Here is a 17,552-nt window from a genome sequence, read left to right on the forward strand (position 1 = left end):
GTGAAATTTCCTCGTTTGCCCCTGAAAGATTCTCATGACACTCTTAGTGACAGCCATGTAGACGTCCAGAAGTCTATGGATAACCTACGGTAACTATTTCGTCACTAAACTATGCGCCACGTACAGGCCAGGAGGCTTTCATCATGACTACTTTCACCCCATACCGTGCCGAAGTGGTGGGCAGCTACCTTCGTCCCGCTGAAATTAAGCAGGCCCGTAAGCAGTTTGAAGCCGGTGAGATCGATGCCGCAGCGCTGCGTCGGGTGGAAGATGATGCGATCCGTCAGGTCGTGGCACGCCAGCGTGAAAGCGGCCTGCAGGTGGTGACAGACGGTGAGTTCCGCCGCGCCTGGTGGCACTTCGACTTCTTTGACGGACTGGACGGGGTGGAGCGCTATGAGGCTGAACAGGGCATTCAGTTTAACGGCGTACAGACCAAAGCGCGCGGTGTGAAAGTGACCGGTAAGCTTGGCTTCAGCGACCATCCGATGCTGGATGATTTCCGCTTCCTGCAAAGCATCAGCGGTGACGCCGTCGCCAAAATGACCATTCCCAGCCCCAGCGTGCTGCACTTTCGCGGTGGGCGTAAAGTCATAGATGCTGATGTCTACCCGGATCTTGATGTCTATTTTGACGATCTGGCGCAGACCTATCGCGATGCGATAAGCGCCTTTTATGAGGCAGGGTGCCGCTATCTGCAGCTGGACGATACAGTCTGGGCCTACCTGTGTTCAGCCGATCAGCAGCAGCAGATCCGGGAGCGCGGTGACGATCCACAGGTGCTGGCCCGCACCTATGCTCGTGTGCTGAATAAGGCCCTTGAAGGTAAGCCGGACGACCTGGTGATTGGCCTGCACGTTTGTCGCGGTAACTTCCGTTCTACCTGGATTTCCGAAGGGGGCTATGAACCCGTGGCAGAGATTCTGTTTGGTGGGGTAAACATTGATGCCTTCTTCCTGGAATACGATAACGAGCGTTCAGGTGGCTTCGAGCCCCTGCGCTTTATCAAGCCAGGCAAACAGCAGGTGGTACTGGGACTGATAACAACCAAAACCGGTGATCTGGAAGCGGCGGAAACCGTGGAAAAACGTCTCCATGAAGCCGCACAGTTTGTCAGTCTGGATCAGATCTGCCTCAGCCCACAGTGTGGTTTTGCCTCCACCGAAGAGGGCAACAGCCTGACCGAAGAGCAGCAGTGGGCCAAGGTCCGTCTGGTGGTGGATGTCGCCAGCCGCGTCTGGTAAGCCAGCGTCATTCTGTGTACGGGGCGCGGGTTTCCGCGCCCTTTGTGCATCAACAGGGGGCTTATTGCCGAATTCACCCTCCCGCCGGACAAAAATGATACAAATCATGTAACGCATTTATTCTGATAACTAAAGATATGCACTGGTTATGCAGTTTTTTGCGCTATATCATCCTGCTTTTTCGATCCCGTATTGCCTTTCGCCGCTATAAACGTTCTACTTACCCCCGTTTTTTCGTCATCACCCTGTATACAGAAAATAATCAGCTCACATTCGCTGTTGATAATGCCATTGGAAGTGGTTTCCACTGCATAGGTTCTGTCAGACCGCGTTTTTAGAGCAAACAGGGACACAGGTCTTTCAAAGAGACCTGATAACACGACTTTTCACACCATCACGGGCAACACGATTTCTTATGACACATCGTTTAACTTCCAAAGATATTCTGGCACTGGGCTTTATGACGTTTGCCCTGTTTGTCGGTGCCGGAAACATCATCTTCCCTCCTATGGTAGGGATCCAGTCCGGCGAACACGTCTGGATCGCCGCGCTTGGCTTTTTGATCACCGCCGTCGGTCTGCCGGTGATCACGGTGATTGCCCTGGCGCGCGTGGGCGGCGGTATTGATGCCCTTAGCTCACCGATCGGCAGAGCCGCTGGCGTGGTACTGGCGACGGTGTGTTACCTGGCCGTCGGGCCGCTGTTTGCGACACCGCGCACGGCCACCGTATCGTTTGAGGTAGGAATTGCCCCTCTGACGGGCGATGGCGCACTGCCGCTGATGATCTACAGCGTGGTCTACTTCGCGCTGGTGATTGGCATTTCCCTGTATCCCGGCAAACTGCTCGATACGGTTGGCCACGTCCTGGCACCACTGAAGATCTTAGCTCTGACCGTACTGGGCGTCGCGGCTCTGCTGTGGCCGGCAGGCGGTCTGGTTCCGGCTACCGTTGACTATCAGCGTGCAGCCTTCTCCAGTGGCTTTGTAAACGGTTATCTGACGATGGATACGCTTGGCGCGCTGGTGTTTGGGATCGTCATTGTTAACGCTGCCCGTTCGCGCGGCATCGGTGATGCCAGATTGCTGACCCGCTACACCGTGATTGCCGGACTGATTGCTGGCGTAGGGCTGACGCTGGTTTATCTGGCGCTGTTTAAACTGGGCTCCGACAGTGCGTCCATCGTTGACCAGCAGGCAAACGGGGCAGCGATCCTCCACGCCTACGTTCAACATACTTTTGGCAACATGGGGAGCCTGTTCCTGGCCGCGCTGATTTTTGTTGCCTGTATGGTCACCGCCGTGGGCCTGACCTGTGCCTGCGCGGAGTTTTTTGAGCAATTATTGCCTCTCAGCTATCGTCAGTTGGTGTTTATTCTGGGTCTGTTCTCCATGGTGGTGTCCAACCTGGGCCTCAGCCATCTGATTCAGATCTCAATTCCAGTGTTAACTGCGATTTACCCGCCTTGTATTGTGCTGGTACTGTTAAGTTTCACCCTGAAATGGTGGAAAAAAAGTACAAGGATCGTTGCCCCGGTAATGCTGGTCAGCCTGGTATTTGGCATCGTCGATGCAATAAAAAGCACCAACTTTAAGGCAATCCTGCCCGCTATTACCCAGAATCTGCCCTTAGCCGATCAGGGGCTGGCATGGTTGCCGCCTTCACTGGTGATGCTGGTATTGGTGGCCGTGTACGATCGCGTTTCAGGTCGCCAGTCGGTTACTGCGCATCAGCAATAGCGTTGTAAACTCCCTCTTACCTTCTTGCCGGTAAGAGGCCGACAGGTGGAAAAATGACAAGTACAACACTCAAAAAGGGACTGAACACCCGCCATATTCGTTTTATGGCGCTGGGTTCTGCCATCGGCACCGGGCTGTTTTACGGCTCGGCGGATGCTATCAGAATGGCCGGCCCCGGCGTTTTGATTGCCTATCTTATCGGCGGTGTCGCCGCCTATATTATTATGCGTGCGCTGGGCGAAATGTCGGTGAACAACCCGCAGGCCAGCTCATTCTCCCGCTATGCACGAGATTACCTCGGCCCCCTTTCTGGCTATATCACCGGCTGGACCTACTGTTTTGAAATTCTTATTGTCGCGATTGCCGACGTCACCGCCTTTGGTATTTACATGGGCGTGTGGTTCCCGGATGTAGCGCACTGGATCTGGGTACTGAGCGTGGTACTGATTATCGGCGCGCTGAATCTCGCCACGGTGAAAGTGTTTGGCGAAGTCGAGTTCTGGCTGTCACTGTTTAAAGTCGCCACCATTATGGTGATGATCGTCGCCGGTTTTGGCATCATTTTCTGGGGCATTGGCAACGGTGGCCAGGCCACCGGGATCAGCAATCTTTGGACTCACGGCGGTTTTGTTCCCAATGGCTGGATTGGCGTGGTGCTGTCACTGCAGGTGGTGATGTTTGCCTTTGGCGGCATTGAGATCATCGGTATCACAGCGGGTGAAGCGAAAGATCCCCAGGTATCGATTCCCCGGGCGATTAATACCGTCCCGCTGCGAATTCTGATTTTTTATGTCGGTACGCTGTTTGTCATTATGTCGATTTATCCGTGGAACCAGGTGGGGACCAACGGCAGCCCGTTTGTCCTTACTTTCCAGCATATGGGCATTGCCGCAGCGGCCACCATCCTCAATTTTGTGGTGATCACCGCCTCACTGTCGGCGATTAACAGCGATGTGTTTGGCGTGGGACGGATGCTGCACGGTATGGCTGAGCAGGGGCATGCGCCGAAGGTGTTTGCTACCGTATCGCGCAGGGGCATCCCGTGGGTGACGGTGCTGGCAATGATGATGGCGATGCTGGTGGCCGTATACCTGAACTATCTGATGCCAAAAAAAGTGTTCCTGGTCATTGCCTCGCTGGCGACCTTTGCCACCGTCTGGGTGTGGATTATGATCCTCTTCTCTCAGATTGCCTTCCGCCGTACGCTGACCCCTGAGCAAAAGAACGCGCTGAAGTTCGCGCTGCCGGGTGGCTCGGCGACCGCGATGGTTGGCATCCTGTTCCTGCTGTTTGTGATTGGGCTGATCGGCTATTTTCCCGATACCCGCATATCGCTCTATGTCGGGATGGGCTGGATCCTGCTGCTGCTGGTGAGCTGGCAGTGGGTGAAACGCAAAAATCGATAAACCTTCAATGCTGGTCAGCTCAACTGACCAGCACTATCCTTCCCCTTAAGATAACGCTGCCCGTCTGGCACTGAAAAACGCCAGCAGAGGAGCGATAGCGAGTACGCTAAACACGATCCTTGCCGCACTGCTGGCACCTTCCACGCCGCCGGGTACATTCAAGCCTCCCAGATTGGCCAGCATACCTGCCAGTGCCGCACCCAATGCGGTAGCAAACAGTTGTACCGTGGAGATCGAGGCGGCAGCGGCATCCTGCTCGTCACGGGAGGCGACATCCAGCACGCGAGTCAGCAGATGAGGCCAGCCCAGACCAATGCCAAAACCCACCAGCAATAACCCCAGTGAAATGATCACCACGAGCATACGACTCGCGTCGCTTTGTAACGGAAAGAAGAAAGCCAGTATTACCATCCCGGCCAGTACAAGCAGGGGACCGGCGACGATGGCCCGCGACACTTTTTTCGCTCGCCAGCCTGAGCTCCAGATTTCCGCCAGCGTCCAGCCTGCCGCCATCAGCGCGGCCAGATAGCCGGATATCAGTGGGGTCTGGCCGTGGAGATTCTGCAGGAAGTAGGGGACAAAGGTTTCGCTGGTCATGCCCACCACCAGCAGGCCGATAGTGAGATAAAGACTCAGCAGCGGGGAACGCAGGCGCAGCGCATTGCGTGGCAGCAGGCAGGTATCACTTACCCATTCCTGGCGGATTAACAGCGCTATCATCAGGATGGCCAGGGCAACCCCTGTGAGATTGTCACTCAGTTGTGATTTCGTACTGCCAATACTGATGGCCAGGACTGCGCCGGTGAGCAGCAACAGCTGTATCAGTGGCAGGCGGCCTGCTGGCCTGCGTTGACGGCTCTCCGCTGGCAAAGCCCGCCATACCACCCAGGCGTAGATTGCTGTCATGGGGAGCAGAAAAACAAAGGCCAGCCGCCAGGCGTCCATATCCGCAAAGATGCCACCAATCGCCGGGCCTGTCAGCGTGGCCACCCCCCACATCCCCGAGATCAGCGCAAAGGCACGCGGCCACAGCGTTCTTTCAAAGACCTCGTAAATCATGCTGTAGCCGAGGGCAAACATGAAGCCACCGCCAAGGCCCTGAACGGAGCGCCCCACTAACATTGCCAGCATATTGGGAGCCAGCGCACACAGCAGGGAACCGGCAACAAACAGCAGAATGGAGATAGCGTAAGTCCCTCGTGACCCGGCGCGACTTAGCGTCCGGCTGGTCAACGCCGAACCGATGATTGAGGCGACCACAAACAGCGTGGTATTCCAGGCGTAAAGATTGAGTCCGCCGATCTCTTTAACGACGGAAGGCAGCACGGTGGTCGCGATGTAAATATTAATAGCGTGAAGTGCCACGCCACCAGATAGCGCGACAGAGCGCAGGGCATTCTTACCGGAAAGAAGATCCCCCCAGTTTCCTTCATGTGGTGACATAATGATTTCCTTAAGCGACGTGAGTGAGTCACTCAGGGTTGCCTGCTTTCATGCCCTGAGGTAAATTAATAAAACAAGAAAATGCTTGTTATATTGTTTGGGGTAGAAAAATATTGTCAACACATCTAACGCCTGCCGAGGCTAAAGAGCATTTATCGACATCACAGAGACTGCTTCACCTGCTGAAAACGCGTGGACCGCAGCAGGCTTCTGAGGCGGGAAACGTGCTGGGCATGACCGCTGAAGCGGCACGTCAGCAGTTCAATAAGCTGGCAACGGAAGGGCTGGTGGCCGCGTTTTCGCAGGCGCGAGGCGTCGGGCGTCCCTCCCAGTTCTGGCAGCTTACTCCGGAGGGGCAGAAACAATTTCCTGATACCCATCCTGAACTCACGGTGCAACTGCTGGATGTGGTGCGTGAATCCTTCGGCGAACAGGCGATTGACATGCTGATTGCCAGACGCGAGGAGAAAACCCGTGTGTTCTACCGCCAGGAGCTGTCAGCGCTTTCAGACCTGCCAGCGCGGGTGGCGCGTCTGGCAGAGATCCGTTCTGCAGAGGGATATATGGCGGAATACGCGGTACAGGATGATGGCAGCCTGTTGTTGATTGAAAACCACTGCCCGATTTGCGCGGCCGCAGCAAGCTGTCAGGGATTCTGTCGCGCTGAACAGGCCATTTTCAGTGACGTCCTGGAGGCCGAAGTGGTTCGCGTGGAGCATATCCTCAGCGAGGCCCGACGCTGTGCGTATCGGGTGCAGCCCTTTAAGGGATGCTGAAACCGGAGCACGCCTGTCGCCTGATAACGGAAAAACGGCACCGGATGTCTCAGCCTTGCCTTAACACGAGGAGGGGTTACTGCGCATAGCTGACCGGGCGCAGCAGCGACGGGTCGATGTGCTGGCGCAGACGCTTCAGGGCGCTGTCATATGGGCATAGAGTACCTGCCACCGTTTTCTGACAGCCGGCATAGTGCCACTCGGTGGTCAACAGCGGATGCTGACCATCGGGAGGCGTCAGATTGCGGATCTGATCGAGGCTCTGCCCACGGAACATGACGCGGATATAGCGTTTACCGCTTTCTGTATCACGCCAGCGTTCAAACACCAGGCTGCCCGCAGGCTGAATAGTGCCGCGCGGATAGTCACCCTGCTGCCAGCTGAAGTTCAGCAGGGTACGCAGATAGGCGATATTCACGTCATGGGCAACGTACAGCAGCCAGCGGGTATCCGGCGGGGCATTGTCCTGAGGCGAAACGCCCTGCTGTAGCGCTTTGGCAATCTGATCCATAAACAGGGATGCGCCGCGCTGCGCAACGTAAGGCTGGTCGTTGGTGGCATCATATTTTGGCGTCAGCATGGCCATCAGTTTACCCATCTCCCTGGCGCTCGAAGCATGACCAAACGCTACCTGACTCAGGGGTTTATTCTCACTCCATTCCAGGCGCAGGGTTTCCGCCATCGCGGCCAGCGTATCCAGGCCGGTGATCATTATGCGCCCATCAGAGGCAAATTTAATTTCCCACGCTTTATCAAATACCGGGCAGGGCTGGTCTGGCAGGCAGACGGCTTTTTTCAGCAGAGAAATTTCCGGCTGGAGCCGCTTTTGTGCCTCGCTGAGGCTTCCCCCCAGGGCTTTAAGCGCCCCTGCACGTTGCTTCTGTGCATCCAGCGTGACGCCGCCCGGGCTGTCGTTCTGAAACAGCGGGTCGTTATGCACCGGTGAGTAATGTACCGTCAGGCCGCAGCCGGGAAATGCCCCGTCCGTCAGGGCCTCGGCGGTGGCGCGCGTACGCTGCAGGGGGCTGGCCCAGACGAAAACGTCCTTCCCGGTTGGGCAGCCTGCACCGAGCAGTCCGGCCCGGCGGTATTCATTGCCTTCGTATTGCCCTTTTAGCCAGGCCGCGGTGTAACCGTGGCCGGTCAACTGGCCGTCAGCCGTCAGCCAGGGGGCCCAGGGGCGGGCACTGCCGGTTTCCATCTCTTTACGATTATCTGCCGTAGGGGGACGCACCCCGTGACGGCTGACTTCCACCACTTTTTCCAGCACATAGTGGGGCGCGGCCTGAGCGAGCAGGCTGAGCGAACTGAGCAGGGCGGCGAGGGAAAAACGCAGAACGTGCTTTTTCATCGGGATCATCCTTGTTGTGGTGTCTGTACCAGTAGGCATCATTACAAGGTTTTTCAGACAGGTGTGACAAAAGGTGCGGAGAAGGGGAGGACAGACGAAAAAAAAGCCCGCCGAAGCGAGCTTTATTGAAAACGCAGCGGTAATTACAGCTTCGCAGCATTCTCAGACAGGTATTTAGCCACACCTTCCGGTGATGCGCCCATACCTTCTTTTCCTTTTTCCCACTGAGCCGGGCACACTTCGCCGTGCTCTTCGTGGAATTGCAGCGCGTCAACCATGCGCAGCATTTCATCAACGTTACGACCCAGTGGCAGATCGTTAACCACCTGGTGACGAACCACACCGGCTTTGTCGATCAGGAAAGAACCACGCAGAGCAACGCCCGCATCCGGGTGCTCGATGCCGTAGGCTTTCTGGATTTCACGTTTGATGTCAGCAACCATCGCGTACTGAACTTCGCCGATGCCGCCTTTATCAACCGGCGTTTTACGCCATGCGTTATGCACGAACTCTGAATCGAAGGAAACACCCACAACTTCAACGCCACGCTTCTGGAATTCGGCATAACGCTTGTCGAAAGCGATCAGCTCAGAAGGGCATACGAAGGTGAAGTCCATTGGCCAAAAGAACACAACGGTGGCTTTACCAGCGGTGTGTTTTTTAAAGTTGAAGTTCTCTACGATCTCACCGTTGCCCAGGACGGCGGCGGCGGTAAAATCTGGGGCTGGACGAGTAACCAGGACCATGTTCACTCCTGTAAAAGTTAGTTGAATTAAGGTGACAAGACGCAGGCAGTATACGGGGCGTGCCCGGTGCGGGCCAGCGAACTGCACCAATTATTCGGATAGGTTGTGCCTATCAAAATTCGAGTAATTATAAAGCAGTATCATACAATAACCTTTTTTAGAAAAAGGGCAAGGTGTAAACGTGGCAATGTCTTTTACAGCTTACGCTGCACGGCCTGCGCCATCATGCGGGGGTAAATCTGCCAGAAATATTCTTCAAGCGCCTGATAATTTTCTATAAAATCCTGGTAGCTTTCCGCCAGTGCAGCCAGCTTTGGACGGCGGCTGGCCATACCCTGTAACACATTTTGCAGAAACGGCGCTTCGGCGTAGCGCTCCATCCAGCGTCCATTCCATAAGTGATGATTAAGAGTCTGGAAGCGCTCCGGTGTCGGTCCAAGTTGCGGTTCGATCACACTTCTGACATGTGACAAAAAAGCTGGCAAAGAAATTTCCGGCACCAGTGTATTCCAGTGAGATGACAGAAAATGATCCCAGATGACATCGAGGGTAATCGGGGACACGCGACGTGTTTCACTGCGGAAGAGCTGGCGTGCGCTGCGCACTTCCGGCAGAGAATCCGTCAGCGCGTCGATGCGGCGATGCAGGGCTATGCCTTCAGCGACAGGGGCGGGCCACTGCTGGTGAGGGTTACCGCGAACATAATCGGCCATCATATTACCCAGCAGTGAGCTGTCGGCAAGGGTGGCAAGATGGAGGTGAGCAAGATAATTCATGGCGGGATTCTAACCTATAGCGGGCAGACTTCAAGCCGCAGCTGTGCTGGCGGTAATGTGACTTATTTTGCCGATAGTTGCAGGGATAGTCAGCAGATTGTTTAGCTATGGGCAGTTTTCAGCTAGAATGTGCGCCCTGATTTCCCGGACTGTGAATGACCATGCGCGTTGCCGATTTTAACTTTGAGTTACCTGAATCTTTGATTGCCCACTATCCGCAGGCCCAGCGCAGCGGTTGCCGTCTGCTGTCGCTCAATGGCCCGGATGGCGAACTGACGCATGGGATCTTCACCGATTTGCTGGATAAGCTCAATCCCGGCGATCTGCTGGTGTTTAACAATACCCGGGTGATCCCGGCGCGTATTTTTGGCTGTAAGGCCAGCGGCGGTAAAATCGAAGTACTGATCGAGCGTATGCTGGACGACAAGCGCGTGCTGGCACATGTCCGCGCGTCGAAAGCTCCAAAGCCCGGCAGTGAACTGTTGCTGGGGGACGAAGAAAATGTGCCGGCCACGATGCTGGCCCGCCACGATGCCCTGTTCGAAATTGAATTTCACGACCCGCGCCCGGTGCTGGATATTCTGAATGACATCGGTCATATGCCGCTGCCGCCCTATATCGACCGCCCGGATGAAGACGCTGACCGCGAGCTGTACCAGACGGTTTACAGCCAGAAACCCGGGGCAGTCGCGGCACCGACGGCAGGGCTGCATTTTGATGAGCCGCTGCTTGCCGCGCTGCGGGAGAAAGGCGTTGAAACCGCGTTTGTAACCCTGCACGTCGGGGCGGGGACCTTCCAGCCCGTGCGCGTAGACACCATTGAAGATCACATCATGCATGCCGAGTATGCGGAAGTGCCGCAGGACGTGGTGGATGCCGTGCTGGCATGTAAAGCGCGCGGTAACCGGGTTATTGCCGTCGGTACCACCTCCGTGCGCTCACTGGAGAGCGCTGCGCAGGCGGCGCAGGATGCGCTGATTGCGCCGTTCTTTGGTGACACCAGCATCTTTATCTATCCCGGCTATCACTATCAAATTATTGATGTACTGGTGACCAATTTCCACCTGCCGGAATCCACGCTGATCATGCTGGTTTCGGCGTTTGCAGGCTATCAGCACACGATGCACGCTTATCAGCAGGCCGTAGCTGAAAAATATCGTTTCTTCAGCTATGGTGATGCGATGTTTATTACCCGTAATCCGCAGGCTGTCAGCGAAATTCCGGGGCAGTGATCCTTTCCAGGGGGCGGCACCGTCCGGCCCTTTTGTAACCATTAACATCAGACTGTTTCTCTGATGGAGGCAATGTGAAGTTTGAATTAGACACAACTGATGGTCGCGCGCGCCGTGGCCGTCTGGTTTTTGAACGTGGCGTGGTGGAAACCCCGGCATTTATGCCGGTGGGCACCTATGGCACGGTAAAGGGAATGACGCCTGAAGAAGTACTGGATACCGGTGCGCAGATCATCCTCGGCAACACCTTCCATCTGTGGTTGCGTCCGGGCCAGGAGATCATGAAGCTGCACGGTGACCTGCATGACTTTATGCAGTGGAAGGGGCCGATCCTGACCGACTCCGGTGGTTTCCAGGTCTTCAGTCTGGGGGACATTCGTAAGATCACCGAGAAAGGCGTGCATTTCCGCAATCCGATTAACGGTGATGCGATCTTCCTCGATCCTGAAAAATCGATGGAGATCCAGTTCGACCTGGGATCTGACATCGTGATGATCTTCGATGAATGTACCCCGTACCCGGCTGACTGGGATTACGCCAAACGCTCAATGGAAATGTCACTGCGCTGGGCACAGCGCAGCCGCGATCGCTTTGATTCACTGGGCAATAAGAACGCGCTGTTCGGTATTATTCAGGGCGGAGTTTACGAAGATTTACGTGATGTCTCAGTTAAAGGACTGGTAGATATTGGCTTTGATGGGTACGCTGTGGGCGGCCTGGCGGTCGGTGAACCAAAAGAAGACATGCACCGTATTCTGGAGCATGTCTGCCCGCAGCTTCCTGAGGATAAACCGCGCTACTTAATGGGCGTGGGTAAGCCACAGGACCTGGTGGAGGGCGTGCGCCGGGGTATCGATATGTTTGACTGCGTAATGCCCACCCGTAATGCGCGTAACGGCCATCTTTTTGTGACCGACGGCGTGGTGAAAATCCGCAATGCGAAATATAAAGACGATACGTCTCCGCTGGATGCCGAATGCGACTGCTATACCTGCCGCAATTACAGCCGGGCTTATCTGTATCATCTTGATCGCTGTAACGAAATTTTGGGTGCGCGTCTCAACACCATCCATAACCTGCGTTACTATCAGCGTCTGATGGCCGGTTTACGCCAGGCTATCGAAGCAGGTAATTTAGAGCACTTCGTCACCGAATTCTACCAACGGACGGGGCTGGCGGTTCCGCCATTACCGTCTGATAATTAAACAAATGAGGGAAATTTAATGAGCTTTTTCACTTCTGATGCCGTAGCAGCCGCAGCACCATCTCAGGGAAGTCCTTACTCTCTGGTGATTATGCTGGTTGTGTTTGGTCTGATTTTCTACTTTATGATCCTGCGCCCTCAGCAGAAACGTGCGAAAGAGCACAAGAAACTGATGGACTCCATTTCTAAAGGTGATGAAGTGCTGACGACCGGTGGTCTGGTAGGCCGTGTGACTAAAGTCGCTGAAACCGGCTATGTTGCTATCGCACTGAACGAAACCACTGAAGTTGTGGTCAAACGTGACTTCGTTGCCGCCGTTCTGCCGAAAGGTACAATGAAGGCGCTTTAATTTTCGATTTCCCTAAGGGAACTGCCGTGTTAAACCGTTATCCTTTGTGGAAGTACATCATGCTGATCGTCGTATTACTCGTCGGTCTGCTGTATGCACTGCCTAACCTGTATGGTGAGGATCCGGCCGTTCAGATCACTGGTGCGCGCGGAAGCGCCGCCAGTGAGCAAACGCTGGTTCAGATCCAGACCGCATTAAAACAAGATAATATTCAGGCCAAATCACTGGCGCTGGAAAATGGCGCTATTTTGGCGCGCTTCGCTAACACCGACGTGCAGATGCGCGCGCGTGAAGCGATTATCAAGACGCTTGGCGATAGTTACGTTGTGGCGCTTAACCTCGCACCTGCGACGCCATCATGGCTTGCCATGCTTAACGCCGAACCGATGAAACTCGGTCTCGATCTGCGTGGCGGTGTGCACTTCCTGATGGAAGTGGATATGGATACGGCTCTGGGTAAACTCCAGGAGCAGAATATCGATAGCCTGCGTAGCGATCTGCGTGAGAAAAGCATTCCTTACGTTAACGTTCGTAAAACTAATAATTACGGCATGGAAATCCGTTTCCGTGATGCCGCCGCACGCGATCAGGCCGTCACTTACCTGACAGGTCGTCACCGCGATATGGTCATCAACAGCAGCGGCAGCAATGCCCTGACGGCGGTAATGAGTGACGAACGTCTGCGTGAAGCCCGTGAATATGCGGTGCAGCAGAACATCAATATTCTGCGCAACCGCGTGAATCAGCTCGGCGTGGCCGAACCGCTGGTACAGCGCCAGGGTTCTGACCGTATCGTGGTCGAACTGCCGGGTATTCAGGACACGGCGCGCGCGAAAGAGATCCTCGGCGCTACGGCTACCCTGGAGTTCCGCCTGGTGAATACCAGCGTGGATGCCACGGCGGCGGCCAATGGCCGTGTACCGGGTGACTCTGAAGTGAAAGACACCCGTGATGGCCAGCCTGTTGTGCTGTACAAGCGTGTGATCCTCACTGGTGACCATATCACTGACTCCACTTCCAGCACGGATGAATACAACCAGCCACAGGTTAATATCTCCCTGGACAGCGCGGGCGGTAACATCATGTCCAACTTCACCAAGGACAGCGTCGGTAAAGCGATGGCAACCCTGTTTGTCGAATATAAAGACAGCGGGAAGAAAGACGCCAACGGCCGCGCCATTCTTGAGAAGCAGGAAGAGGTCATTAACGTCGCCAATATCCAGTCCCGCCTGGGTAACAGCTTCCGTATTACCGGCATTAATAATCCGAACGAAGCCCGTCAGCTCTCGCTGCTGCTGCGTGCCGGTGCATTGATTGCGCCTATCCAGATTGTTGAAGAGCGGACGATTGGCCCGACAATGGGTCAGCAGAACATCACTCAGGGCCTGGAAGCCTGCCTGTGGGGCCTGATCGCCTCCATCATCTTTATGGTGGTGTGGTACAAGAAGTTTGGTCTGATTGCGACCAGTGCGCTGCTGGCAAACCTGGTGCTGATTGTCGGTATCATGTCCCTGCTGCCTGGCGCTACGCTGACCATGCCGGGGATTGCCGGGATTGTGCTGACGCTGGCGGTAGCGGTCGATGCTAACGTCCTGATCAACGAACGTATCAAGGAAGAGCTGCGTAACGGGCGTTCCGTTCAGCAGGCGATCCATGAGGGCTATAAAGGCGCGTTCTCCAGTATCGTTGATGCTAACGTCACGACGCTGATCAAAGTGTTGATTCTGTACGCAGTGGGTACAGGTTCAATTAAAGGCTTTGCGATCACCACGGGAATCGGTATTGCGACCTCGATGTTTACCGCAATTATTGGTACTCGCGCCATCGCCAATCTGTTGTACGGCGGCAAACGCATCAACAAGCTGTCTATCTGAGGAGTGCGTTGTGTCACAGGAACATAGTGTTGAACAAATGAACCACGGCCGTAAAGTCTATGACTTTATGCGCTGGGACACGCTGGCTTTCGCCATCTCGGTGCTGTTGTTGATTGCATCCGTAGCCATCATGGGCGTGCGCGGTTTTAACTGGGGTCTGGATTTCACCGGTGGTACGGTGATTGAAATTAACCTCGAGCAGCCCGTTGAACTGGATCTGCTGCGCGACAGCCTGGTGAAATCAGGATTTGACGAGCCACAGGTGCAGAACTTTGGCAGCAGCCGTGACGTGATCGTGCGTATGTCACCACGTGAAGGGAATGCAGGTCAGGAGCTGGGCGCGAAAGTACTGGCGACGATCAATCAGACCACCCAGCAGCAGGCGACGGTTAAGCGAATCGAATTCGTCGGCCCAAGCGTGGGGAGCGATTTGGCTCAGGCTGGCGGGATGGCGCTGTTATCCGCGCTGATTGCCATTCTGATCTATATCGGTTTCCGCTTTGAGTGGCGTCTTGCCCTGGGAACGGTTCTGGCGCTGGCGCATGATGTGATTATCACGGCCGGTCTGCTGTCGCTGTTCCACGTGGAGATTGACCTGACTATCATTGCCTCACTGATGTCAGTCATTGGTTACTCGCTAAACGATAAGATCGTGGTATCAGACCGTATTCGTGAGAATTTCCGCAAGATCCGTCGCGGTTCGTCTTATGACATCACCAACGTCTCCCTGACGCAGACCCTGAGTCGTACCATTATCACCTCGGTAACAACCCTGGCGATGGTCATGATCCTGTTTGTCTTCGGCGGCGCGTTGCTGAAAGGTTTCTCGTTAACCATGCTGATCGGTATCACTATCGGTACCATCTCGTCGATTTATGTCTCCTCTGCGCTGGCGCTGAAGCTGGGCATGAAGCGCGAGCATATGTTGCAGCAGAAAGTGGAAAAAGAGGGCGCAGACCAGCCTTCCATTCTGCCTTAATGGGTTAAACCTTCTCCAACTGAAAGGGCCACGCATCGCGTGGCCCTTTTTTTATGGTGCTGTCACCGCAGGCGGCGGGCTGACTACGACATCATGCACACGCACATACCCTAACTGCTCGGGCGGAAGGTTGCTCAAGCGCAGGGGCAGCGTCACTTCCGTTTTGGGCAGCAGTTCACGGGCTACCGCGATCTGCTGTACCTGGCTGTTTACCGTCAGGGGTTTTCCGGTGGTACTGTCAAGTTCTCCCCATTCCACCTGGGCCGTAAAGGCCGGAAGGGGAGCCTCTCCGGTGGCACGTATATGCAGGATGGCACGGGTTCCGTTGGCCTCCTGCTGCACATGACTCAGCGACAACTTCAGCTCACCGGCCTGACTTTTCAGGATCACGCCGGTATTGGCTGCGGGCAGCAGCCAGGCCCCCTGCGCCGAACCGCTGTTCAGATTGCCCTGTTGCTCAAGCGCGGCAGCCTGCTTCGTGAGCTTTCGCATCTCCTGGGTCAGTTTCCCTACTTCGTTATGCAGCTGATTGATTTTGGGCTGGGGCGGCGTGCTGGCACAGCCCGCCAGCAGCAGCAGCGAACCCAGTGACAGACGAAGATAAGTGCTTGTCATTGTTCATTTCCTTTTGATTGAAGCGAATGACTTTATCTTAGAGCAAACGGGTCTTGATCGCCTGCAAAGAAATAAGGGATTTTGTTGCGTAAGCCGCATAAAATCAGGGCAGTATTGCGGACGCGCCTTTGGCTCTAAGCCGGGTTCGCGGTACACTACCCGTTACTCTTAAGAATTAACAGGACGCGTCATGTATTGCCCATTCTGTTCTGCCGTGGATACGAAAGTGATCGACTCCCGTCTGGTCGGGGAAGGCACCTCTGTGCGCCGCCGCCGTCAGTGCCTGGTGTGCCATGAGCGTTTTACCACCTTTGAGGTGGCCGAACTGGTCATGCCGCGCGTGGTCAAGAGCAATGATGTGCGTGAACCGTTCAATGAAGACAAGCTGCGCAGTGGCCTGATGAAAGCGCTGGAAAAACGGCCGGTTAATTCTGATGCGGTCGAAACCGCACTGACCCATATCAAAAGCCAGCTACGGGCGACGGGAGAGCGGGAAGTTGCCAGCAAGCTGATCGGGAGCCTGGTGATGGATGAGCTGAAAAAACTGGATAAAGTGGCCTATATTCGCTTTGCCTCGGTTTACCGTAGTTTTGAAGATATCCGTGAATTTGGCGAAGAGATCGCCCGCCTACAGGACTGACGTTATGCGTGATGAAGTGTATATGGCGCGCGCGCTGGAACTGGCGCGCAGAGGGCGTTTTACTACCACACCGAACCCTAACGTTGGCTGTGTGCTGGTTCGTGACGGCGACATTGTCGGTGAAGGCTACCATCTGCGCGCCGGTGAGCCGCACGCGGAGGTGCATGCGTTACGCATGGCCGGTGAAAAAGCCAAAGGCGCGACAGCCTATGTGACACTGGAGCCGTGCAGTCATCACGGGCGTACGCCGCCGTGCTGTGACGCCTTGATCAGCGCCGGTGTCAGCCGCGTCGTCGCGGCCATGCAGGATCCGAACCCGGAAGTCGCGGGGCGTGGCCTCTACCGCTTGCAGCAGGCTGGTATTGATGTCAGCCACGGCCTGATGATGCAGGAGGCCGAAGCGCTGAATCGCGGCTTTCTTAAGCGTATGCGTACCGGTTTCCCCTGGGTTCAGCTTAAACTGGGGGCATCGCTTGATGGCCGCACCGCACTGGCCAGTGGCGAAAGCCAGTGGATCACTTCGCCGCAGGCGCGGCGCGACGTCCAGCGTCTGCGGGCGCAGAGCTCCGCTATTCTCAGCACCAGTGCGACCGTACTGGCGGATAACCCGTCATTAACGGTTCGTCATCAGGAGCTGGATGACGCGACTCAGGCTGATTACCCCGCTGACCTGCTGCGTCAGCCGGTGAGAATTATTGTCGACAGCCAGAATCGCGTCACGCCTCAGCATCAGCTTATTGCACAATCCGGTGAAACCTGGCTGGCGCGCACGACCTGCGATGAACTGGCATGGCCGGAAAACGTCACGCAGTTCAGTGTGCCACGGCATAACCAGCGGCTGGATTTAGTGGCAATGATGATGCTGCTGGGCAGAAAACAGATTAACAGTGTCTGGGTGGAAGCCGGGGCGCAGTTTGCCGGGGCGTTGTTACAGGCCGGAGTGGTGGATGAACTGATTGTTTATCTGGCCCCTAAACTGCTGGGTGATAGCGGGCGAGGCCTGTGTCAGCTGCCGGGCCTTGCACATCTCGTCGATGCCCCCGCTTTTGCTTTTAGTGATATCCGTCAGATTGGGCCTGATTTACGCCTGACGCTGACGCCGTTATAGCGGTTTGCGCAAAAACAAGCAGACCCCTGAAGAGTATGGTAGAATCCGCCCCCCTGCGGGGCCAAACAGAA

16 protein-coding genes are annotated in these 17,552 nt (G+C 55.5%); 11 read left to right on the forward strand and 5 right to left on the reverse strand.

Annotation, left to right across the window (positions count from 1 at the left end; genetic code table 11):
- The first annotated feature begins 143 nt into the window (after positions 1-143).
- The 3 genes from IFU29_RS18180 (at position 144) to proY (ending at position 4,388) form a co-directional block, all read left to right on the forward strand.
- A complete protein-coding gene (locus IFU29_RS18180) occupies positions 144-1,244 on the forward strand; it encodes a cobalamin-independent methionine synthase II family protein (RefSeq protein ID WP_191935154.1) in 1,101 nt (366 codons plus the stop codon).
- A gap of 415 nt (positions 1,245-1,659) precedes the next feature.
- Positions 1,660-2,982, forward strand: a complete 1,323-nt coding sequence (gene brnQ, locus IFU29_RS18185; protein WP_191935155.1) for a branched-chain amino acid transport system II carrier protein — start codon at positions 1,660-1,662, stop codon at positions 2,980-2,982.
- A 53-nt stretch (positions 2,983-3,035) separates the two neighbouring features.
- On the forward strand, positions 3,036-4,388 hold the full coding sequence (gene proY, locus IFU29_RS18190; protein WP_191935156.1) for a proline-specific permease ProY: 1,353 nt from the start codon (positions 3,036-3,038) through the stop codon (positions 4,386-4,388).
- Between the two features lie 45 nt (positions 4,389-4,433).
- On the opposite strand, the gene IFU29_RS18195 is transcribed toward proY, so the two are convergent.
- Positions 4,434-5,831: an MFS transporter gene (locus IFU29_RS18195; RefSeq protein WP_191935157.1), complete on the reverse strand. Its 1,398-nt coding sequence runs from the start codon at positions 5,829-5,831 to the stop codon at positions 4,434-4,436.
- A gap of 113 nt (positions 5,832-5,944) precedes the next feature.
- On the opposite strand from IFU29_RS18195, the gene IFU29_RS18200 reads away from it, so the two are divergent.
- Positions 5,945-6,607, forward strand: a complete 663-nt coding sequence (locus IFU29_RS18200) for a helix-turn-helix transcriptional regulator (protein ID WP_191935158.1) — start codon at positions 5,945-5,947, stop codon at positions 6,605-6,607.
- A 76-nt stretch (positions 6,608-6,683) separates the two neighbouring features.
- Here the strand turns inward: IFU29_RS18200 and IFU29_RS18205 are convergent, their stop codons facing one another.
- From IFU29_RS18205 to IFU29_RS18215, 3 genes are all read right to left on the reverse strand, one after another.
- Positions 6,684-7,967: a histidine-type phosphatase gene (locus IFU29_RS18205; protein WP_191935189.1), complete on the reverse strand. Its 1,284-nt coding sequence runs from the start codon at positions 7,965-7,967 to the stop codon at positions 6,684-6,686.
- Between the two features lie 134 nt (positions 7,968-8,101).
- Entirely contained in the window at positions 8,102-8,704 is a 603-nt protein-coding gene (locus IFU29_RS18210; protein WP_056233921.1) for a peroxiredoxin C, read from the reverse strand.
- Between the two features lie 194 nt (positions 8,705-8,898).
- Positions 8,899-9,480 (reverse strand): ACP phosphodiesterase, encoded by a 582-nt coding sequence (locus IFU29_RS18215; protein WP_191935159.1) that lies wholly within the window; start codon positions 9,478-9,480, stop codon positions 8,899-8,901.
- A gap of 161 nt (positions 9,481-9,641) precedes the next feature.
- Here IFU29_RS18215 and queA point away from each other — a divergent pair, with 161 nt between their 5' ends.
- From queA to secF, 5 genes are all read left to right on the forward strand, one after another.
- Positions 9,642-10,712: a tRNA preQ1(34) S-adenosylmethionine ribosyltransferase-isomerase QueA gene (gene queA / locus IFU29_RS18220; RefSeq protein ID WP_191935190.1), complete on the forward strand. Its 1,071-nt coding sequence runs from the start codon at positions 9,642-9,644 to the stop codon at positions 10,710-10,712.
- 74 nt (positions 10,713-10,786) lie between these two features.
- Positions 10,787-11,917, forward strand: a complete 1,131-nt coding sequence (gene tgt, locus IFU29_RS18225) for a tRNA guanosine(34) transglycosylase Tgt (protein ID WP_191935160.1) — start codon at positions 10,787-10,789, stop codon at positions 11,915-11,917.
- Between the two features lie 18 nt (positions 11,918-11,935).
- The gene (gene yajC, locus IFU29_RS18230) at positions 11,936-12,265 is read left to right on the forward strand and encodes a preprotein translocase subunit YajC (RefSeq protein WP_062747803.1); all 330 of its coding nucleotides are present in this window, start codon (positions 11,936-11,938) and stop codon (positions 12,263-12,265) included.
- 26 nt (positions 12,266-12,291) lie between these two features.
- The gene (secD, locus tag IFU29_RS18235; RefSeq protein WP_191935161.1) at positions 12,292-14,139 is read left to right on the forward strand and encodes a protein translocase subunit SecD; all 1,848 of its coding nucleotides are present in this window, start codon (positions 12,292-12,294) and stop codon (positions 14,137-14,139) included.
- 37 nt (positions 14,140-14,176) lie between these two features.
- Positions 14,177-15,118 carry a protein translocase subunit SecF gene (gene secF / locus IFU29_RS18240; protein WP_213014354.1) on the forward strand — a complete coding sequence of 314 codons (942 nt, stop codon included), beginning with the start codon at positions 14,177-14,179 and terminating at the stop codon, positions 15,116-15,118.
- Between the two features lie 51 nt (positions 15,119-15,169).
- Here the strand turns inward: secF and IFU29_RS18245 are convergent, their stop codons facing one another.
- The gene (locus tag IFU29_RS18245) at positions 15,170-15,733 is read right to left on the reverse strand and encodes a DUF3251 domain-containing protein (RefSeq protein ID WP_191935162.1); all 564 of its coding nucleotides are present in this window, start codon (positions 15,731-15,733) and stop codon (positions 15,170-15,172) included.
- A gap of 190 nt (positions 15,734-15,923) precedes the next feature.
- Between IFU29_RS18245 and nrdR the strand changes: the two genes are divergently transcribed.
- Entirely contained in the window at positions 15,924-16,373 is a 450-nt protein-coding gene (gene nrdR, locus IFU29_RS18250; RefSeq protein WP_062747795.1) for a transcriptional regulator NrdR, read from the forward strand.
- A 4-nt stretch (positions 16,374-16,377) separates the two neighbouring features.
- Positions 16,378-17,481, forward strand: a complete 1,104-nt coding sequence (gene ribD, locus IFU29_RS18255; RefSeq protein ID WP_191935163.1) for a bifunctional diaminohydroxyphosphoribosylaminopyrimidine deaminase/5-amino-6-(5-phosphoribosylamino)uracil reductase RibD — start codon at positions 16,378-16,380, stop codon at positions 17,479-17,481.
- Positions 17,482-17,552: the final 71 nt, after the last annotated feature.

This window comes from Erwinia persicina (assembly GCF_014838825.1).
Taxonomy (GTDB): Bacteria; Pseudomonadota; Gammaproteobacteria; order Enterobacterales; family Enterobacteriaceae; genus Erwinia; species Erwinia persicina_A.